Annotated in this window: 19 protein-coding genes; 7 read left to right on the top strand and 12 right to left on the bottom strand. The window is 72.7% G+C overall.

Annotated features, from left to right (window positions below; translation table 11 throughout):
* Positions 1–27: 27 nt before the first annotated feature.
* The 3 genes from ABT127_RS27600 to ABT127_RS27590 all read left to right on the top strand — a co-directional run bounded on the left by ABT127_RS27600 (position 28) and on the right by ABT127_RS27590 (position 4,357).
* A complete protein-coding gene (locus ABT127_RS27600; protein ID WP_351455416.1) occupies positions 28–1,392 on the top strand; it encodes an FAD-dependent oxidoreductase in 1,365 nt (454 codons plus the stop codon).
* 920 nt (positions 1,393–2,312) lie between these two features.
* Entirely contained in the window at positions 2,313–2,894 is a 582-nt protein-coding gene (locus ABT127_RS27595) for a carbonic anhydrase (protein ID WP_351455413.1), read from the top strand.
* 8 nt (positions 2,895–2,902) lie between these two features.
* The gene (locus ABT127_RS27590; protein WP_351455410.1) at positions 2,903–4,357 is read left to right on the top strand and encodes a SulP family inorganic anion transporter; all 1,455 of its coding nucleotides are present in this window, start codon (positions 2,903–2,905) and stop codon (positions 4,355–4,357) included.
* A gap of 71 nt (positions 4,358–4,428) precedes the next feature.
* Here ABT127_RS27590 and ABT127_RS27585 read toward each other — a convergent pair whose 3' ends face one another.
* The 12 genes from ABT127_RS27585 to ABT127_RS27530 all read right to left on the bottom strand — a co-directional run bounded on the left by ABT127_RS27585 (position 4,429) and on the right by ABT127_RS27530 (position 14,531).
* Positions 4,429–4,839 carry a RidA family protein gene (locus ABT127_RS27585; protein WP_351455407.1) on the bottom strand — a complete coding sequence of 137 codons (411 nt, stop codon included), beginning with the start codon at positions 4,837–4,839 and terminating at the stop codon, positions 4,429–4,431.
* A gap of 236 nt (positions 4,840–5,075) precedes the next feature.
* Positions 5,076–5,846: an NPP1 family protein gene (locus ABT127_RS27580; RefSeq protein WP_502971795.1), complete on the bottom strand. Its 771-nt coding sequence runs from the start codon at positions 5,844–5,846 to the stop codon at positions 5,076–5,078.
* 117 nt (positions 5,847–5,963) lie between these two features.
* Positions 5,964–6,395 (bottom strand): hypothetical protein, encoded by a 432-nt coding sequence (locus tag ABT127_RS27575; protein WP_351455401.1) that lies wholly within the window; start codon positions 6,393–6,395, stop codon positions 5,964–5,966.
* Positions 6,396–6,561: 166 nt separating this feature from the next.
* Entirely contained in the window at positions 6,562–7,626 is a 1,065-nt protein-coding gene (locus tag ABT127_RS27570) for a maleylacetate reductase (RefSeq protein WP_351455398.1), read from the bottom strand.
* A gap of 102 nt (positions 7,627–7,728) precedes the next feature.
* Complete coding sequence (locus tag ABT127_RS27565; protein ID WP_351455395.1) at positions 7,729–8,667, bottom strand: dioxygenase family protein; 939 nt, start codon at positions 8,665–8,667, stop codon at positions 7,729–7,731.
* Positions 8,668–8,787: 120 nt separating this feature from the next.
* On the bottom strand, positions 8,788–9,501 hold the full coding sequence (locus tag ABT127_RS27560) for a hypothetical protein (protein WP_351455392.1): 714 nt from the start codon (positions 9,499–9,501) through the stop codon (positions 8,788–8,790).
* Positions 9,502–9,576: 75 nt separating this feature from the next.
* Positions 9,577–10,728, bottom strand: coding sequence for a S1 family peptidase (locus ABT127_RS27555; RefSeq protein WP_351455389.1), 1,152 nt, complete (start codon positions 10,726–10,728; stop codon positions 9,577–9,579).
* Between the two features lie 163 nt (positions 10,729–10,891).
* Entirely contained in the window at positions 10,892–11,161 is a 270-nt protein-coding gene (locus ABT127_RS27550; protein WP_351455386.1) for an HIT family protein, read from the bottom strand.
* A 65-nt stretch (positions 11,162–11,226) separates the two neighbouring features.
* Positions 11,227–12,036, bottom strand: a complete 810-nt coding sequence (locus tag ABT127_RS27545; protein WP_502971799.1) for a Cof-type HAD-IIB family hydrolase — start codon at positions 12,034–12,036, stop codon at positions 11,227–11,229.
* 104 nt (positions 12,037–12,140) lie between these two features.
* Positions 12,141–13,286: an ROK family transcriptional regulator gene (locus ABT127_RS27540; RefSeq protein ID WP_351455380.1), complete on the bottom strand. Its 1,146-nt coding sequence runs from the start codon at positions 13,284–13,286 to the stop codon at positions 12,141–12,143.
* Between the two features lie 514 nt (positions 13,287–13,800).
* The gene (locus ABT127_RS27535) at positions 13,801–14,286 is read right to left on the bottom strand and encodes a GNAT family N-acetyltransferase (RefSeq protein WP_351455377.1); all 486 of its coding nucleotides are present in this window, start codon (positions 14,284–14,286) and stop codon (positions 13,801–13,803) included.
* A gap of 35 nt (positions 14,287–14,321) precedes the next feature.
* A complete protein-coding gene (locus ABT127_RS27530) occupies positions 14,322–14,531 on the bottom strand; it encodes a hypothetical protein (protein WP_351455374.1) in 210 nt (69 codons plus the stop codon).
* A 235-nt stretch (positions 14,532–14,766) separates the two neighbouring features.
* On the opposite strand from ABT127_RS27530, the gene ABT127_RS27525 reads away from it, so the two are divergent.
* The 4 genes from ABT127_RS27525 to ABT127_RS27510 all read left to right on the top strand — a co-directional run bounded on the left by ABT127_RS27525 (position 14,767) and on the right by ABT127_RS27510 (position 20,173).
* Positions 14,767–14,928: a hypothetical protein gene (locus ABT127_RS27525; protein ID WP_351455371.1), complete on the top strand. Its 162-nt coding sequence runs from the start codon at positions 14,767–14,769 to the stop codon at positions 14,926–14,928.
* Between the two features lie 175 nt (positions 14,929–15,103).
* Positions 15,104–15,982, top strand: a complete 879-nt coding sequence (locus tag ABT127_RS27520) for an SGNH/GDSL hydrolase family protein (RefSeq protein WP_351455368.1) — start codon at positions 15,104–15,106, stop codon at positions 15,980–15,982.
* Positions 15,983–16,082: 100 nt separating this feature from the next.
* Positions 16,083–17,666 (top strand): penicillin-binding transpeptidase domain-containing protein, encoded by a 1,584-nt coding sequence (locus ABT127_RS27515; RefSeq protein WP_351455365.1) that lies wholly within the window; start codon positions 16,083–16,085, stop codon positions 17,664–17,666.
* Positions 17,667–17,932: 266 nt separating this feature from the next.
* The gene (locus ABT127_RS27510; RefSeq protein WP_351455362.1) at positions 17,933–20,173 is read left to right on the top strand and encodes an FUSC family protein; all 2,241 of its coding nucleotides are present in this window, start codon (positions 17,933–17,935) and stop codon (positions 20,171–20,173) included.
* Positions 20,174–20,210: the final 37 nt, after the last annotated feature.

Below are 20,210 nucleotides of genomic sequence, written 5' to 3'. Positions count from 1 at the left end.
CCCGCCCCACTCGAAGGGAACCTCACCATGCCTCGCCCTCTGCGGGTCGCCATCGTCGGCGCCGGCCCGGCCGGTATCTACGCCGCTGACGCGCTGCTGAAGTCCGCGACGGCCGTCGAACCCGGGGTGTCCATCGACCTCTTCGAGCGCATGCCGGCCCCCTTCGGCCTGATCCGCTACGGCGTGGCGCCCGATCACCCCCGGATCAAGGGCATCGTCACCGCTCTGCACCAGGTCCTCGACAAGCCGCAGATCCGCCTGTTCGGCAACGTCGACTACCCGCGTGACATCGACCTCGACACGCTGCGGTCGTTCTACGACGCGGTGATCTTCTCGACCGGCGCGACCGCCGACCGGGCGCTCGGCATCCCGGGGATCGAGCTGGACGGTTCCTACGGTGCCGCGGACTTCGTCTCCTGGTACGACGGTCACCCCGACGTGCCCAGGACCTGGCCGCTCGAGGCCGAGAAGGTCGCCGTGCTCGGCGTCGGCAACGTGGCGCTCGACGTCGCCCGCATCCTGGCCAAGACCGCCGACGAACTGCTGCCGACCGAGATCCCGGCGAACGTGTACGACGGGCTCAAGGCCAGCCGGGCCAAGGAGATCCACGTGTTCGGGCGGCGCGGTCCCGCGCAGGCGAAGTTCAGCCCCATGGAGCTGCGCGAGCTGGACCACTCCCCCAACATCGAGGTCATCGTCAACCCCGAGGACATCGACTACGACGAGGGGTCCATCGCCACCCGGCGCGGCAACAAGCAGGCCGACATGGTCGCCAAGACGCTGGAGAACTGGGCGATCCGCGACATCGGTGAGCGGCCGCACAAGCTGTTCCTGCACTTCTTCGAGTCGCCGAGCGAGATCCTCGGCGAGGACGGCCGGGTCGTCGGGCTGCGCACGGAGCGCACCGAGCTCGACGGCACGGGGAACGTCAAGGGCACCGGCACGCACACCGACTGGGACGTCACCGCGGTGTACCGCGCGGTCGGCTACCTCTCCGACGAACTGCCCAAGCTGCCCTGGGACGTGGCCTCCGGCACCGTTCCCGACGAGGCGGGCCGGGTCATCGAGGACAGCGGGGACCACCTGGCGTCCACGTACGTCACCGGCTGGATCCGGCGTGGCCCGATCGGCCTGATCGGCCACACCAAGGGCGACGCCAACGAGACCGTGGGCAGCCTCCTGGAGGACTTCACCGCCGGCCGGCTGCACACCCCGGCGTCCCCGGCGCCGGAGGCCGTGGACGCGTACCTCGGTGACCGGGGCGTCCGCTACACCACGTGGGAGGGCTGGCACCGGCTCGACGCCGCCGAGCGGGCGCTCGGCGAGCCGCAGGGCCGCGAGCGCGTGAAGCTCGTCGAGCGCCACGAGATGCTCGACGCCAGCGGCGCCTGACCGTCGCCCGCAAGAAGGGGCCGCGTCGACCACGACGCGGCCCCTTCGCATGTCCCGGCAGGTTCGTAGGCACCCGATCACGGCCGTCCGTTCCCGGCCCGACACCTGAGCCGACCGGCCCGGCACAGCAGTCGATTCCCGCAACAGGCACCACTCGCGCACCAGTTGCCTGACTCAGGCATATACAGAGGGTCTGTGCCTGATCGCCGTGAGCGCCTAAAGTGCTGCCCATACCTCCGCTTCGGCGGTCACGTGCATATGCCGTGCGGAGGTCGAGGCCCCCAGTCCCAGGGCCGCGCCCAGAACGGCCGGAGCGGCGTCCTACGCCGACACGCTGCCCGGCCCTCCGTCCTCGTGGGCCAGCCCGGGATGCCTCCCGCACCTCCCGGCTCCGTCGAGGGCGGGGTGCGCGCCGCGCCCGGGAGGGGAGCCCCGGCGCCGCGCACGGGCGGCCGCCGCCGGCGCGGGCCCCACGGCCCCCGGCGGCGGCCGCTGTCGAACACCGCGAACGTCCGTCCGAACTGCCGCGTCCCCACGGTGTTGTTCACGCCAAACGAACCGCGGTTTCCACGCATCCTCAGCTTCGCAACCTCGCGTTAACCCCACGATCGCCATTGCACAGCTAACCTGCTTCTTGACCATCAGTTGACCTTCTGTTGGCATTCCCTTGATCCATGAACAACGGGTGGGGAGTCACGTGTTGCGAGGTGAAGGGGCGCGCGGTGGACATACCGCCGCACGCCGTCGCGCCACCGCAGTCGCGGCGCGCCGTCACGCGCCCGTTCGCTCCCGCACACACGCCCGAGCGGATCGGGGCCGACCACGCCCCGAAAGGCCCCCGCCCCAGACCGCGACAGAGCAGTCGCACCCGTCCTGCAAGCCCGACGCGCTCCCCACAGCGCGCCAGGAGGAATCAACGCATGCAGCCCCTCATCGACAACGCCCGCACGTTCGGAAGGCGCCCTGAGGAGTTCGCCCGGCTCGCCGACGGCCAGTCGCCGCAGGTTCTGTTCATCACCTGCTCCGACTCGCGCGTCGTGCCGGCCCTGATCACGGGCGCCCGCCCCGGTGAGCTCTTCGAGCTCCGCACCGCGGGCAACATCGTGCCCGCCCATGCCACCGACCGCCCCTGCGGCGAGACCGCCACCATCGAGTACGCCGTGCAGGTGCTCGGGGTCCGGGACATCGTCGTCTGCGGCCACTCGCACTGCGGCGCCGTCGGCGCCCTGGTGCGCGGCGACGACCTCGACGCCGTACCCGCGGTGCGCGATTGGCTCGCGCACGCCGCGGACGCGCCGTCCGCCGCCGATCCCGCCGACCCGACCGTCTCCGAAGCAGTGCAGGGACACGTGCTCACCCAGCTGCTCCGCCTGCGCTCCTACCCGTGCGTCGAGGAGCGGCTCTCGACGGGGCAACTGCGCCTGCACGGCTGGTACTACGAAGTGCACACGGGAAGGGTGCACGAACACCGCACCGCCACCGACTCGTTCGAGGCTCTGTGAGTGCCGTGATGACCAAATACCCTCACTTCAAGCAGGACTTCACCGCCTCACTCGTCGTCTTCCTCGTCGCGCTCCCCCTGTGCGTGGGGGTCGCGGTGGCCTCCGGTGTGCCGGCCGAACTCGGTCTGGTCACCGGCATCGTCGGAGGCATCGTCACCGGGCTGATGCGCGGCAGCAGCCTCCAGGTCTCCGGCCCCGCGGCCGGGTTGACCGTGCTCGTCTACGAGGCGGTGCGGGAGTTCGGCCTTCCCGGGCTCGGTGTCGTCGTGCTCGCCACCGGCCTGCTGCAGATCGCCATGGGCGCGCTCAAGGTCGGGCGCTACTTCCGGGCCATCTCGGTCTCGGTGGTGGAAGGGATGCTGGCCGGCATCGGGCTCGTCCTCATCGCCGGCCAGCTGTACTCGATATTCGCGGCGAAGGCGCCCGAGTCGGGGGTCGACAAGGTGATGGGGCTGCCCGGCGCGTTCGTCGACGCCCTCGGCAGCACCCGCTCGATCGCCTCGCTGGCCCTGGGAGCCGCCACCGTCGCCGTCCTGGTGCTGTGGAAGCACCTGCCGCGGCAGGTGCGCGTCGTGCCCGCGCCCCTGGCGGCGGTGGGCCTCGCCGTCCTCGCGGTTCTCGTCCTGGACCTGCGGGTGGCGACCGTCGAGGTCAGCGGGCTCGTGGAGTCCGTGCAGCCGCCGTCCCTCGACACCTTCACCGAGCTCGCCGGGCTGAGCCTGGCCGGGACGATCGTCGCGTTCACCCTGATCGCGTCGGCCGAGTCGCTGTTCAGCGCGGCGGCCGTGGACCGGATGCACGACGGTCCCCGGACCTCCTACGACAAGGAGTTGCTGGCGCAGGGCGCGGGCAACACGGTGTGCGGCGTGCTCGGCGCGCTGCCGATGACCGCGGTGATCGTGCGGAGCGCCGCGAATGTGCAGGCCGGTGCCCGTACCAAGGCGTCCCGGGTCCTGCACGGCGTGTGGCTGCTGCTGTTCGCGGCACTGCTGCCGGCCGCGCTGGCCTACATCCCGGTCCCGGCGCTCGCGGGTGTCCTCGTGCACGCCGGGGCGAAGCTCATTCCCGTACGGTCCGCGGTGGCTCTGTGGCGCGAGCAGCGCGGGGAGGTGCTGATCCTGGCGGTCACGGCGGTGTCGATCGTGTCGGTCAGCATGTTCGAGGGCGTCCTCGTCGGTGTGGCGCTGTCCGTCGTGAAGACGGCGTGGGACGCCTCGCAGGTGAAGCTGGAGGTCGTCGACAAGGGCGCGGGCCCGGTGCAGGCGCACCTGTCGGGCAACGCGACGTTCCTGCGGCTGCCGAAGATCCTCGACAGTCTGGAGGCACTCCCCCACGACCGGCCCGTCGAGGTGGACCTGTCGGGTCTGCACCATCTCGACCACGCCTGCCGGACGGCGCTGGAGAGCTGGGCCCAGCGGCACAGCTCCGCCGAGACGGAACCGGTGAGGGTCACCTCGGGCTGAGGCGACCCGATCCGGATCCGGGCCCGACCGCCGTGCGCCTCCACGGCGGTCGGGCCGCTCCGCCGTCCGTGTCAGTCGTCGAGGACCGCCGCGACGGCCTCGATCTCCACGAGCTGGTCGGCGTACCCGAGCACCGTGACACCCATCAGGGTGCTCGGTACGTCGTGCGCGCCGAAGGCGTCCCTGACCACCTGCCAGGCCGTGACCAGATCCTCCTGCCGGGTCGAGGCCACCAGGACACGGGTGCTGATGACGTCCTCCAGGGTGGCCCCGGCCGCGGCGAGGGCGGTCGTCATGTTCGCGACGCACTGCGCCGCCTGTCCCGCGTGGTCGCCGACGGCCACGGTCGCGCCGTCCGCGTCGAGCGGGCACGCCCCCGCGAGGAAGACGAGCCGCGCGGCGGCGGGTGCGGTCGCCGCGTACGCGTACTCGGCGACGTCGGACAGGGCGGCGGAGCGGATCAGGGAGACGGAGCGGGGCACGGGCCTGGGGTTCCTTCCGGCGGTCGCTCCCCCGGGCAGGGAGCCCGGACATGCTGCCACAGGGGCGCGCGCCGACGCGCCCGGATTGTTTCCCCAGCGCGAGGTGGGAAGGTACGGCGCGCGGACGGACGACCCACCGTCCCCGCGCGTCGCGGGGGACGGTGTCGATCAGGCCGTCACCACCGGCAGCCCTCAGGAGCCGGCGATCCATGAACTTGGCGGTGGCGTGCGGGACTTCAGGCGTTGACGTCGAACGGGACACCGTCGGGCAGGGCGGCGGCCAGATGACTCGGGAAGGCGGAGTCCTTCAGGCCGAAGGTGGCGCTGCCGAAGTCGTGGGCGCTCAGGGCGTCGCGCAGACCGGGCGGATAGCCGTTCCAGCCCACGAGGGTGGGGAACTGCCAGGTGCCCCGATGGTTCTCCGGGGGCTCGTCCCCGGCCGTCGCGGCGCGGAAGCAGTGGGTGCCGATGCCGTCCTTGTGGTAGACGATCTTGGGATGGGTGCCGTCCCAGCGGATCTCGTCGCGGGTGTGGACGACGAAGTCGCCGTGGGCGGAGGTGGCGACGTACCGGGCGGTGCCGTCCTTCACCCAGACGACGACGTGCTCCCAGTCGTGCCGGTGCCCGCCGAGACCGCTGCCGGGCACCGCCTGGTCCTTCTCGAAGTAGAGGCCGTAGATGATGGCGCACCAGCCGTTGTTGCACTTGGTGCGGGCGTAGCCGTTGGTGTTGGCGAGGTCTTCGGCGTCGCGGCACTGGCCGTTGAGGGCACCGCTGGGCTTGAGTCCGCCGTTGAAGGTTCCGTCGGCGCCGATGGCGGGTGTCGGGTAGCAGCCGTCGGTGTCGTAGTCGTACGCGGGCTGGAACGTGGCCTCCGTGCCGTCCGCGTTGCCGGGCAGGGCGCCGGGCGGGGCGGCGAGGGCGCTGCCGGCGAGTGCGACGACCAGGGCGAGGGCGCCGCCGGTGACGAGGGACGCTCTGCGCAGGGTCCGTAGGGGCTTCAACACGCTCTCCTGTCACTGCGATGGGGGGATGACGCATGCCGTGAGTGTCATGCCCCTGTCGAGTGCCGGAGACTCGGGTTGTGGGCCCGGAAGTTGACCGAGGTGCGTGGCGGGCCGGTGTCAGCTCGCGAGGCCCTGCGGCTGGGCGTGGCCGGTGAGGGCGCGGACGAAGGCGTCCTCGGCCTCCGCGCTGAAGAATCCCCGGATGCCGCGCAGGAGTTGGAGCGCGGTGCGCACACCGGCGGGCAGCGGGCCGTACATGGCGGCCGCGAGCGCGGGGTGCTTGTCGGGCGCGGTGCGGGCCGCTTCGAGGTGGAAGTGCGCCTGGGCCAGATCGCCGCTGCCCGCGTGGCGCACGGCGCACGTCACGTCGCGGGAGGCGCTGCGCGACACTTCGAGCAGCGACTGGATCCCGCTCAGGTCCCGGTCGTCGACGGGGGCCGGGAGCGTGGCCCATTCGCGTACCGCGGCGCTGAGATGGCCGTCGGCGCGGTCGAGGATCTTCGCTATGGCGGACAGCCGCCCCGCTTCGAGATGAGTCTGAGGTGTCATGCCGAATCCTTTCATCCCCCCTGTGCCAGAGCCGTGTCTCCAGCGGTATCACCCGGGTCGGGCACGGCGAAGCACCCCGGAGGGGGCGCACCGCATGCGCAGAGAGAGAGCCTCCGGCGCATGGCGGGAGAATTGAGGCACGGAGCGGCGCACGTGCGCCGCTCCGCTAGAAGGCTGCTTCGAGGAGTCCCCGGACGGAATCGGCGGTCACCGGGCGGGGGTTGGGGTGGGGCGCGGCGGCGACGCGTTCGGCGATCGCGAGCAGCCCGTCGCGCGGGACGCCGAGGGCGGCGAGCGTGGTCGGGCCGTCGTAGGAGCGGGCGAGGCGGGCGACGGTCGCCACCGGGTCGGTGCCTCCCGTGGCGCGGGACAGCCGGGCGGCGGCGTCCGGGGCGGACGGCAGGTTGAAGGCCATGACGTGCGGCAGGAGCAGCGCGTGCAGGGCCGCGTGGGGCAGGTCGTAGGTGCCGCCGAGGGCGTGGGCGAGTTGATGGTGCAGGCCCATGCGGGTGTCGGCGAGGCACAGCCCGGCGAGCCAGGCGCTCGACTGGAGCCGTCCGCGATGTCCCGGGTGCGCGGGTTCGCCGAGCACCCGGGGAAGGGCGGTGAGGAGGCCGGTGACGGCCTCGGTGGCGAGTGCGTCGCTCACGGGAGTGGCGTCCGGCGCCCACAGGGCTTCCACGGCGTGGGCGAGGGCGTTGAGGGCGCTGGTGAGCGTGAGGCCGGGAGGCAGGGTCAGGGTGGTTTCCGGGTCGTAGACGATCGTGCCGGGTGCGATCGCGGGCGCGCGGCGGGTGGTCTTCACGCCGTTCTCGGTCTCGCCGAGGACGGGGGTCGCCTCCGAGCCGGCGTAGGTGGTGGGGACGGCGATCTGCGGGATGCCGGTGCGCACGGAGAGGGCTTTGGCCAGGCCGACGGCCGAACCCCCGCCGAACGCCACGACGCCGTCGGCGGACACCTGGCCGACGAGGTGCAGCGCATCGGCCGTGACCGCGACCGGGGTGTGCGCCGCCGGGCGGCCGAAGCGGGCGGCGAGGCGCGGGCCGAGGGCGCCCGCGAGTTCGTCGGCGTGTGCCGCGGCGGACGGGGTGGAGACGAGCAGGACGCGCCGGACGCCGAGGCGTTCGCACTCGTCGGGGACGCGATGACGGGCGCCGGGGCCGATGAGGACGCGCACGGGCAGCGACTCGTGGACGGTCACCGGCGGGGTTCCTGCGGGGTGGTCGGTCATGGCTCCGTGCTCCGGGGTGTCGTCGGTGGGCGTGCTTCGTGGCGCGTCGCGCCGGCCGTCGTCGGCCGAGAGGCCGGACGGTGGCCGGAAAGCGTCCGATCGTCAGACCTCGCGTGGAACGGTGATCGGGAAGTCGACGTGCCGGAACGGGTTGGGCAGGCCGTGGGCGGCTGCCCGCTCGGCGTCGTCGATCTCGGCGAAGTCGCGGATCAGGCTCGCCTTGACGCCGAAGACCGCGTCGGAGTCCAAGTAGGGCGAACCGGCGACGAACAGATGGGTCGTCAGGGTACGGGTCGCGGGCGACGTCACCTCCACGTGGAGATGGGCGGCCCGGAAGCCGTGCCGTCCGGTGGCCCGCAGGAGGACGCCCACGGGGCCGTCGGTGGGGATCGGATAGTGGCGCGGCACGATGGTGCGGAACCAGAACCGGCCGTCGTCGTCGGCGGTGAACAGTCCGCGCAGATTGCGGTCCGGGACCGCGCCGGGGCGCTGGACGTCGTAGAAGCCGTCGGCGTCGGCCTGCCACACGTCGACGTGCGCACCCGGGACAGGCGCGCCGTCGCCGTCGGTGACCCGGCCGGTGACCAGGCACGCCTCGCCTCCGGCGGCCGCTTCGTCGATGGTGTCGCCGAGGGCGCGCGGCGGCGAGTCGACCAGGTGGAAGGGGCCTTCCACGGTCGATTCGGTGAACCGGCCGTCGCTCGGACGGGCCAGGGTCTCCACGAGCATGGAGAGCCCGAGCACATCGGACAGCATGATGAATTCCTGCCGGGTGTCGTCGCAGGTGTGGCCGGTCTCGGTGAGGAAGCGGATCCCGGCGGCCCATTCGTCGACGGTGAGGTCCACGTCCTTGGCGAAGGCGTGCAGGTGGTGGACGAGTGAGCCGAGGATCTCGCGCAGCCGCGGGTCGGGGGCGCCGGCGAAGCTGTCGGCGACGGCCTCGGCGGAGCGCTCCGCCGTGAACAGTGGCGTAGGCGCAGGCGCGGCGGCCTCCGTGTCGTCCTGGGTGCGGGTACCGGCGTCGGTCTGGTCGGTGGTCATGAGGCTCCTGCCCGGCTCGGTCGGGTGCGTGTCCCCGCCCATCACATCACCGGCGGAAGCAACTCCTGCGCACTCTGCTCCAGTCGGCCGAGCGCGGGCTGCGGGTCACGCGGCAGGCCGTCAGGGCTTGAGCCAGATCCGGAGCGTTCCGGCGGCCGCGAAGCCGTGCCGCAGCGCGATCGTCAGTTCGTCACCGTGTTCGTAGCCGACGACGGGCAGGTCCGGGCCGAGGCGGTGGGCGGCGTCGAGGACGCGCGGCCAGACGGTGTGCGGCGCCGGGTCGCGGGAGAAGACGTTGGAGACTCCGACCGCGTGGGCGCCCCGGTTCAGGACGGCACCTGCGGTCACGCGGCCCTGCGGGTCGAGCCCGGCGATCACGTGGACGTCGGGCAGGCCGAGGAGTCCGGGCCCGAAGAGGTCCGCGTCGCCGTCGCCGTCGTCCCAGGCGAGGGCCCAGGCGCGCAGGATGTCGGCGTCCCGCACCACCTCCCAGGCCGGGACCGGTTCCGTGGCGGCCGCGCCGGCCGGGCGGTGGATCCAGCTCGCCTCGAACAGCACCTGGAATCCGGCGCCGGTCAGGTCGAGATCGCCGAAGCTGTCCTTGACGGTGGCTCCCGGCGCGACCGTGTCGATCCGCCGCACGAGCGCGGCGGGATCCGCGCCGGGCACCAGGGTCACCGCGTCCGGGTAGTACGGAGGTGTGCGGACCGGAGCCGCCCAGGAATCGTCGGTGAACGTGCCGGTGACGCCGTGGGTACGGCTCATGGCGTCGCACCACAGGGCGTTGTTGCGGGCGGCCGCGTGGACCGGTGACTGCTGTGGAACCGTTGCCATGAGGGGGATCATGACCGGTCCGGAGCATCGGCGCCAGTGGATTCGGGCGGCGCCGACGCCCCGGCCGGACGCCGGTCAGGCCGTCGTCAGGGCCAGACCGTAGCGGTTCAGGATCTCGTTGATCGGCTGGTACCAGGTCTCGCCGCCGCCGGTGCAGTCGCCCCAGCCGCCGGAGGTGACGCCCTGGGCCTGGTCACCGCTGATGAACGAGCCGCCCGAGTCGCCGGGTTCGGCGCACACGTTCGTCTTGGTCATCTCGCGCACGGCGCCCTGGCTGTAGTTGACGGTCTCGTTCTTGGCGAGAACGGTGCCGCAGTGCCAGTGCGAGGTGGAGCCGGAGCGGCAGATGGAGGCGCCGATCGGGGCCTCGTTCGAGCCGCGCACGAGCTGATCGGAGACCGTGCCCCAGCCCAGCACCACCGGCACCGTCCACCAGCCGCTGCCGACGTTGACCCAGGCGTAGTCGTTGTCGGGGAACGACGAGCCCTGGATGTTGCCGACGTACGAGCCGTCCCAGCCGTTGACGCCCTGACCGGCGCCGCCGCAGTGGCCGGCCGTGACGAAGCCGCCCTGCACCGAGAAGCCTATGGAACAGCGGACGTTGCCGGTGTAGAAGGGGTCGCCACCGACGGTGCCCGCGGCGAGGGTGCTGGGAGCGCGGTCGGTGGTCTCGACCTTCAGGGCGCCGCCCGTCCGGCGGGCCCGTGCGAGAAAGCTCTTGACATCGTTGTCGCCCTGCTGTCCCGCGACGACGTCCACGACGACGCTGTTGGCCTGCCAGTCGACGCGCCAACTAGCGATGCCCGCAGGGGCCTTGAGGTCGTCGATGCGAGCCTTGGCGGCGTCGAGCTGCCGGGCGCTGCGGGCGACGAGCTCCACGTCGGCACCGGTGGCCCGTACGGCGTCGGCCTTGGCGCTGTCGGCGAGGGCGACGGTGAGCCGGCCGCTGCGCGCGGTGAACCAGGATCCCGCATAGGCGGATCCGGCGGCCCGGCGCGCCTGCCGTTCGGTGGCGGCGGCCGTCTTCTCGGTGGCCAGGCGCGTCTCGGCCTGGCCGCGGGTGAGGCCGAAATCGTGCTGCATGGCGGCGAGCACGCCGTCGGAGGCGGGGGGCTGGGCGGTGGCGGTGGCGGCCGGGACGAACCCTGCCGTCGCGCAGGCGCCCGTGACGAGGAAGGCGGACAGGACGGTGCGCAGGGAGGTGGTGCGACGTCTCGTACGTCTCATGGTGCGACCCTTCGTTGTTCCAGTGATGTGGGGGTGGAACCGAACGGAATGGCACGGCACGGATTGGGAGCGCTCCCTTTGCGTGCCGGTGGCGCAGCCTAGCGAGGGATCATGGGCAGGTCCATGCCAATCACGGGCGCGATCCGGCCATGGTCGACGCCTCTCAGAGATGGGCGCGCAGCGCGCGCGACGCGGCCACCTGCCAGCCGCCCAGGGTCGCCGCCTCGGTGTCGTCGAGGTCGTGCACGGCGGTCACATGGCGCCGGGGCAGCAGCACGAGCCGGCCGGGCAGCGCGCTGGTGAACGCGTGGGCGATGCGCCAGTGGGCGTCGTGGGCGATGCGCTCGCGCGGCGGCAGCTCGTCGAACCGGGCTTCGTTGGCGCAGGCGTAGCAGTCGGCGGGCGCGGGTGTCGCGGGCTGGAGCGAGGTCATGGGCCCACGGTGCCGTAGCGGGCGGGGGTGTCGTAGGGGTTCAGCCCGCCCCGATGTGCCTTTCCTCAGTGCCCGGTGGGCAGGCCGAGGACAGCGCGCACGGTGCGGACGACCCCGTTGTCGGTGTGCGCGGGGGCGCGGTGGCGGGCGCGGAGCGCGACCTCGGGGTGGGCGCCCTCCATGGCGTACGACCAGTCGGCGGCGTCCAGCATCTCGAGGTCGTTGAGGTAGTCGCCGAAGACCATGGTCTGGGCGGGCGTGATGCCCAGTTCGCGCTGGAGGCCGCGGACGGCGACGCCCTTGTTCGCGGTGAGGTTCATGACGTCGACCCAGTGCTCGCCGGAGACCACGACCTGGTGGGTCTCCTTGAGCTCCGCGAGGGCCGGGGCGACGGTCCGTTCCGCCTGGCCGAAGTCGAAGACGGCGACCTTGATCACGTCGTCGTCGACGGCCGTGATGTCGTCGACGACGCGGTGGTTGCGGTAGTACTTGCGCACCTCGGTCATGAACGCCTCGTCGGAACGCTCCACGTACGCGGACTGCTTGCCGCAGACGACGACACCCAGGTCCGTCCCGTCTCCGTCCGCACTCGCGCCCTCGTCGACGAGTTGACGAATCGACTTGACGATCCAGGAGACGACCGCGGCGTCGAGCACGTTCGAGCTGAGTTCGGTGCCGCCGCGCACGACGTAGGTCCCGTTCTCCGCGACGTACACCATGCCGCCGTCGTCCGCGGGGGCGAACTGGGCGGCGAGCGTGGCGTACTGGCGGCCGCTGGCGGGGCAGAAGACGATGCCGCGCCGGTCCAGTTCCGCGAGGAGGGGCCACACCTCGTCCGGTATGCGTCCGTCGGCGTCGAGGAGCGTGCCGTCCATGTCGGTGACGACGAGGCGGATGTCGGGCGGAGTGGTGGAGCGGGCGGCCTGCTGGTCTTGCTGGGTGGTCACGGTGGTTCCTGGTTCTGGGTGGTGACGGGTGGTCAGGTGGTGGTGACGGCCGGGTGGGCCGACTGGACGACGAGGGTGCGCAGGCGGTCCGTCGCGTGGGCGCGGGCACCGGTCAGTGCGGGGGCGGCCAGGGTGGCCGCGGTGACCGGGACGGGGCGCGGGCCGTGGCGGAAGCGGCCGTCGAGTGCGGGGACCAGGTCGGGGCCCCAGTCGCCGCCGACGACGACCGTGCGGGGGTCGGCGAAGGCGACGGCCGCCGCGACGACGGCGCCGATCGCGTCGGTGAGCACCGTGCGCGTGGCCCGGTCGCCGGGCGCCGCGAGCCGGGATCGCAGGGCCGCGACGTCGACGGCCGTGGAACCCGCTCGGCGCAGGCCGAGCGCGGCGAACACCTCGGTCAGCGGCAGGGCGCCGCCGCCCGGGCCCGGGACACACAGGTGGGCGATCTCACCGGCGAAGCCGTGGTCGCCGCGGCGCACGTCGCCGTCGCAGACGACGGCGCCGCCGAGGCCTTCGCCGAGGTGGAGGTAGACGAAGTCGTCGACGCCCCGGGCGCAGCCCTCGGCGCGTTCGGCGCGGGCCGCCCAGTTGACGTCGTTGTCGACGAGCACCGGACCGTCCACGCAGGGGGCGAGGACACCCGGCGGATCGAGGTCACCGACGAGGAACGGCGCGTCCGGCAGGTGCGCGAGACGGCCCGTGCCGCGGTCGACGGGGTCCGCGGCGCTGACGACGGCGGTGCGCAGCCGGTCCCCGGTGCGCTCGGCGAGGCGTCGTACGGCCGTGTCCAGGGCGTCGCCGGCGGCCTGTCGGCCCGCGTCGTGGCCGAGTCCCGTCTCCTCGCGCGCCCGTACGCGGCCGAGGGCGTCGACGGCCTCCGCGGTGATCCCGCGCGGAGTGATCCCGACGACGAGCGCGGCGCCGAGCCCGGGTGCGAGTCCGTAGTACGAGCCGACGCGGCCGCGTCCGGTGGTGCGCTCCCCCGTGTCGACGACCAGGCCCGAGGCGGCGAGCCGTCGCACGCTGTCGGAGATCGTGGGACGGGAGATGCCGGTGCGGGCGGCGATCTCTGCCCGGGTGAGCCGGCTCTCGGACATCAGGGAGCGCAGCACGTTCTCGTCGGTGAGCGCGCGCAGCATCTCCAGGGAGGGGCGCGGCGTCGGGGGTGACGAGGACATGCCCTCAGTCTAGTCACTCAAGTAAGGAGTCCTTCCCAAATCCGTCCGCCCCCGCGATCAGGCGGATCGGCGCACCGTGACCGCTCGGCGCCGCACCGGCGCGCCGTTCGGCTGGGGCGCCGAGGAACTCCTCGTGCGGAACGGACGCGTCGCCCTGGCGCTCGGAGGTACCGCGGGAACCGGCCTGACAGGGCGGATCCGCCTACGTACGCGACGAGCCGACCCCGCGACGGCACAACCGCGCCCCTGTCCCCGCGACCACGTGTCCCGCCGAGCGGGGCCTCCCCTCGCCGCCCGGACACGCGAACCATCGCCTCTCGCCGCCTGCCGGCTCCTGCGCGGTGGGCACACCGTCGCGGCGGTCTCCTCCCTGGCGAGCGCATCCGTCCCGCACGTGCCGCTGCCTGCGCGCAGGTGGTTCCGCCCAGGGGCCGAGGCCGTCCACACCGACCTCCCGCAGCGTGCTGAGGGAGACAGGGTCACGCCCGATCCGTACACCGGGCGCGCGCCACGGTCAGAGCGCGCGGTGCATGACGTGCAGGCCGACGCGGCCGTGGCGGGGATGGTCGTACGCGTCGGGCACGGTGCCCAGGATCGTGAAGCCCAGGGAGGTCCACAGCCGTACGGCCGGGTTGGTCTCGACGACGGCGTTGAAGACCATCGCGCGGTACCCGTCGGCCCGCGCGGCGGCCAGGACGTGCTCGGCCAGCGCCCGGCCGTACCCGCGGCCGCCGTGGGCCGGGTCCACCATGAATCCGGCATTGGCGACGTCGCCGGCCGGACCGCCGTAGTTGGGCTTCACGTACGCGGTGGCGACGATCTCGCCCGCCACGTCCTCGGCGACGACGACCCGCTTGCCCGCGCCCTGCGTCCACAGGGCGCGGGCCTCCGCCTCGCTCGTGCCGGGGTCCCAGGTGTAGGTCTCGCCCGCGGCCACGATCTGCCGCCAGAACGGCCAGACACACTCCCAGTCGTCGGCCCGGAAGTCTCGGATCCTCATGCGGCCGAGTCTGGCACAGCACGGTCCTGACCTGGTCAGTTACCCCAGTTGGAGATGCTGGTGGCCAGCTGGTTCATCACGTTGGTGATGCCCTCGCCGAAGGGTGTGGGGGCGATGAGAACACCGAGGACGAGAGAGACCAGCATCACGAAGAACGTGTCGACCCGCTTTCTCGGCCCGACCGGGCGTCGCAACAGAAAGAAGGCGATGATGCCCAGCAAGACGGCGACGTCGATGGTGATCATGTGACGGCCCTCCCCGTGTCGACTGACGGGCGCCGACCCCCTCCGTCCTGTCTATCGGCCGCGCCGTTCGCTGTCCCCGCCCCGGTCAGGGTTGGCCCGAAGCGGCTCGCATGCCCGAAAGCGGGTCGAGCGTCCAATCCGACCCCGGTTGACCGGGCGCGACCGGGTCGTCGTAGGGTCCCCTTTTGTCCGTAGCGCAGGTCCCCCTGCACCGCATCCACCTGGAGTTTTCGCCGTGCCCGCACCGTCCACCGCCCCGGCCCCGATCTACGACCAGCTGGTCGACGAGCAGGGCGACGTCCTGGCCGTCGCCCGTGAAGCGGCGCAGGAGACCGAGCGCACCGCCGAGAACGTGCTCGACTTCGGCCACGCCCCGCAGGCGGAGCAGTCCGCCTGAGGCCGCCGGCCGGACACACCACGACCACCGGCCCCGGCCGCCCCTGGTCACGACCCCGTGCACACCTATTGACTCGTTTTCTAACCCGTCGGTAGCTTCAATTGTCAGCGCGCTGAAATCCCCTGTCGCATACGGAACTTGGCCATGAGCCGAGCCGGTTTCGAAGGAGCTTCAGATGGTGATTCGCGCGTTCCGGGGCGGACGTTCAGCGGCAGTCGCGGTGGCGGCCGGCGCGGCCCTCGTGGGGCTGGCCGCACCCGCACAGGCGACCGGTCAACCCCTGCCCTACGTGGCGCTCGGCGACAGCTACAGCGCGGCCTCCGGCGTCCTGCCGCTCGACCCGTCCGCGTCCCTGCTGTGCGCCCGCTCCACGAAGAACTACCCCCATGTCGTCGCGGAGCGCACCGGCGCCACGCTGAAGGACGTGACCTGCGGCGGCGCACAGACCAAGGACTTCGTGGGGGCCCAGTACCCGGGCGTCGCGCCGCAGCTCGACGCGCTCGGCGCGGACACCCGGCTGGTGACGATGACCATCGGCGGCAACGACAACAGCACCTTCATCAACACGATCCTCGCGTGTGCGACCGCGGGGGTGCTCACCGCGGGTCAGGGCAGCCCGTGCAAGGACCAGAACGGCACCAGATTCAGCGACGACATCGACACGAAGACGTATCCGGCGGTGAAGGCCGCGCTGCAGGCGGTGCGGAACAAGGCCCCGGACGCGCGCGTCGCGATCCTCGGCTATCCGTGGATCATGCCGGCGAAGGCGCAGTCTGGCTGCTTCGCGAAGATGCCGATCGCCAGTGGTGACGTGCCGTACGTGCGCGACATCCAGACGCACCTCAACACCGCGGTCCGGCGGGCCGCGGCCGAGACGGGCGCCACGTACGTGGATGTGGCCCAGGCGTCCGAGGGGCACGACGCCTGTCAGCCGATCGGCACCCGCTGGGTCGAGCCCGCGCTGTTCGGCACCAACTTCGTGCCGGTGCATCCGAACGCGCTCGGGGAGTCGGCCCTGGCCGGCCTGACGATGGGCGCGCTCGGTCTGGGGTGACCCCGCACCCCTGAACGGCTCACTCCGCCAGGGAGGCACACGGGGGACCTGCCTACCGTGAAGCGTCAGGATCTCGAGGCTTCGGCAGGGCGGAGAACCCGTGGGCGGCGAACGGCAGGGCACCGGCGGGGGACGCGGTCCGTGGATCGGCGGCGCGCTGGCCGTCGTCGCCCTCGGAGCGGGCGGCTGGGCGCTCGCGACGGCGGACGATCCGGCTCCCCGGACCGGTCCGCTGTCGGCCGCCGAGATCCGCGGCGCCGCCGACGGGTTCCTCGACGCCTGGGCCGACGGCGACACGGACGGGGCCGCGGACCGCACGGACGACGCGACGGCCGCGGGCCGGGCGCTGCGCGACTACCGGGAACACGGTCACCTCACCCCCGTACGTCTCACCGCGGGTACTCCGAAGGGCACCCGTGTCCCCTTCGCCGTGCGCGCCCGGTTCTCGTACGAGGGCGGGCGCGCACCGGTGTCCTACGACTCCGGGCTCACCGTGGTGCGGCGCGCCGGGGACGGGGAGCCCGTCGTCGCCTGGCGGCCGGCGGTGCTGCATCCCCGGCTGGTCGACGGCGCGCGGTTCGAGGCGCGGGAGACGACCCCCGCGCACGTCGACGCTCTCGACCGGTCCGGCCGACCGCTCGACACCCGTGCCTTCCCCTCGCTCGCGCAGGTGGTGGACGGGCTGCGCGGCGGCTCGGCGGGCGGCCGGCCTGGTGTCGAACTGCGGACGGCGCCCGGCGGTCAGGTGCTGGCGTCCGTGGCCGAGGGCGCGCCCGGGCGGGTGCGGACCACGATCGACCCGCGCGTCCAGAAGGCGGCCGAGCGGGAGGTCGCGCTGCGGTCGGACGCCTCGCTGGTGGTGCTCAGGCCCTCGACCGGCGAGATCCTGGCCGTCGCGGGCTCCGGCGCGAAGGGGCCGGACACGGCGCTGCGAGGGCGGCTCGCGCCCGGCTCCACCATGAAGATGATCACGGCGTCGCTGCTCCTGGAGAAGAAGCTCGCCGCTCCCGACCGGCCGCATCCGTGCCCGAAGAACGCCTCGTACGGCGGCTGGAAGTTCCACAACGTCGACGACTTCGACATCGTCGGCGGCACGTTCCGCAGCAGTTTCGCCGCGTCGTGCAACACCGCCTTCATCACCCAGGCGGGCAAGATCTCCGACGACGCGCTGTCCCGGCAGGCCCGGGACGTGTTCGGGATCGGGGAGCGCTGGTCGGCGGGGGTCGACGTGTTCGCCGGGGCGGTCCCGGTCGAGCACGCCGCGTCGAAGGCGGCCTCGATGATCGGGCAGGGCGGGGTGCGGATGAATCCGTTGACGATGGCGTCGGTGATCTCCACCGCGCGGACGGGACAATTCCGGCAGCCCTATCTCGTCGCTCCGGACGTCGACCACCGCACACTGGCCACAGCGCACCGGCCGCTCGATGCGGCGGCGCACGCGCAACTGCGTGATCTTCTGCACACCACGGCGACCTCCGGTTCCGCGTCCGGATCCATGGCGGGACTGACCGGCGACATCGGGGCGAAGACCGGGTCGGCCGAGGTCATCGGGCAGAAGAAGCCCAACGGCTGGTTCGCCGCCTGGCACGGCGATCTCGCGGCGGCGGCCGTGATGCGGCGCGGCGGCCGCGGCGGCGAGTCGTCGGGGCCGCTCGTGGCGGCCGTCCTCAAGTCCGCGCAGTAGGGAAGCAGCGGTAGAGAAGCAGCAGTGGAGAAACCGTAGAGAAAGCGAACAGGAGAGACCGCCGGGGTTTGCACCCGGCCGGGCGGTCCGCTCTGTCGCGGGCTCAACTCCGCTGCGGACCCCTCATGTTCGCGCCCGTAGCCGTCGCACCCCCGCCGACCTCGCTCTTCCGCCGTTCCGGAGCCGGACCGTCCAGGCGTCAGGGCCGCGCCCACGTGCTCGTATGCTCGGGGGACGAACGCCGGATCGATCTTGGAGTGACGCAGGTGGCGCGACGGCCGACCCTGACCGCGACATGGGACCGCTTCGTGGCCTCCGACCCCGGGCTGCTGCGGCTGACGGCCGGAGTGCGCACCGTGGCGGCGATCGGGCTCGCGCTCGGCGTGCTCGCTCTGCTCGGCACGGACGTGACGCACATGGTGGCGGGCGCCATGGCGGCGATGGTCGCCACCTTCGCGATCCGTGAGAAGACCGTGCGCGGGCAGGCGCTCACCCTCGCGCTCGGGCTGCCGACCGCCCTCGTGGCGATGACGCTCGGCGCGCTGCTGCACAGCCTGGTCGTCATCGGGGACGCGTTCTTCGTCGCCCTCATCTTCGGCGCGGTCTACAGCCGCAGGTTCGGCGACCGGGGCACGGCGCTCGGCCTCATCGGTTTCCAGGTGTACTTCGTGTCCCTGTTCGTGAACGCGTCGGTGGATCAACTGCCCGTCCTGTTCGGCACCTTGGCGATCGCGTTCGCCTGCAGTGCCGTGGCCAGGTTCGCGCTGGTGCCGGAGACGCCGCAGCGGGTGCTCGGACGGCTGCGTGACGCGTTCCGGGCGCGGCTGGCGCAACTCGTGGACGCCCAGACTCTGCTGCTCGACGCGCCGCCGGGGGACCTGGACGACGTCCTAGACGAGCTGCGCCGGCGCACCGCCCGTCTGCACGAGACCGCGCTGATGATCCAGGGCCGCCTCGAGGACGGCACCCGCGACGACGCCGCGGCCGCGCTGATCCAGCGCCGCGTCGCCGACGCCGAGGTGGCCGCCGAGCGCCTCGGCATGCTGCTGCTCACCGCTCGCAGTTCGGAGCGCGCCGACACCCTGACCCTGCACCTGCCGGGCGCCCCGGTGCCCGCCCCCGGCAAGTTGCTGCGCGCCGAGGACGAGTCCACCGCGCTGCTCCGCCGCGATCTGAACGCCCTGCACCTGATGATGGCCCGCCCGGCCGAGGCCAACCGCGGCACGGCCGTCGCCCACGTCCGCAACCGGCTGCTCGGTTACCGCGACGAGGAGTGCATCCCGCCGGGCACGACGCTCGCCGTGCAGGACGTGTTCCGCGGCATCGGTGAGGCGGCCCGTGCCGTCCTGGGTCTGCGCCTCGCGCTCGACGGGCCGCAGGACGAGTCGGACGACTCCCCCGCGACGACTCGCTCCCGCGAGGAGTTCGACGCCGAGGACGTCTCCATCACGAGCACCGAGAAGGACGAGACCCCCGAGCCGTCGGGTTTCCAGCGGCCCACCACCCGGGCCGCGTTCCAGGTCGCCGTCGGTTCGTCGCTCGCCATCGTCGGCGGCGAGTTCCTGTCCTCGCAACGCTGGTACTGGGCGGTCCTGACCTGCTGGGTCGTCTTCCTGAACACCGCGTCGACGGGCGAGATCGTCGTCAAGGGCTACCGGCGGCTGCTCGGCACCGTGCTCGGGGTCGTCGCCGGTGTGGCGCTCGCGGGCGCCGTCGGACACCACACGTGGCTGGCGTTCGTGCTGGTCCTGGTCTGTGTGTTCGCGATGTTCTTCACGGCGCCGCTGTCGTACGCGCTCATGTCGTTCTTCGTGACGGCGATGCTGGGCCTGCTCTACACCCTCCTGAACACCTACAGCCTCGACGTGCTCGTCCTGCGGATCGAGGAGACGGCACTGGGCGCGGCCTGCGGCATCGTCGCGGCGATGCTGGTGCTCCCGGTCCGCACCGACCGGCGCACCGACGAACAGCTCGCCGCCGTCCTGGAACGGCTCGGCGACGTCGTCGAGGGGGCCGTGGCACAGCTCAGCGGCGGTCCCGCCGTCGATCTGCTCGACAAGGCCCGTGACCTGGACACGGCGCTGGACGAGCTGCGGGCGGCCACCCAGCCGCTGACGCACCCGATCACGCCGCTGCGCGAGCGCCGCCAGACCGCCCGCTATCTGGTGGCGCTGCTGGAGACCTCGGCGTACCACGCCCGCTCGCTGGCGGCGACGGCCGAGCTCGTCCCGTACAGCAAGCGGATCGGCGCGGACCCGCGCCTGGCTCGCGCGGCACGGCGGATCGACCACAACATCGACGTCCTGGTCGCGCACGTGAACGAGACGGAGGACACGGGCCGCGTCGAGTCCGGCGCGAGCATCACCGCGATGCTGGAGACCGACGGTCTGGGCATGCCGGCCGCGAACACCGTCACGTTCCGGGTGCTGCGCCATCTGCAGCGGCTCGACGAGGGCATCACGGGTCTGGCCCGGCCGCTGGGCGTGCCGGTGGGACCGCGCGCGTAGGACGGCGGCCGCGGCCGAACGGATGTGCGTCGCAGGG

It is taken from the genome of Streptomyces sp. NPDC001904, assembly GCF_040297005.1.
GTDB lineage: Bacteria > Actinomycetota > Actinomycetes > Streptomycetales > Streptomycetaceae > Streptomyces.
This window is presented reverse-complemented; position numbering and strand designations above follow the sequence as displayed.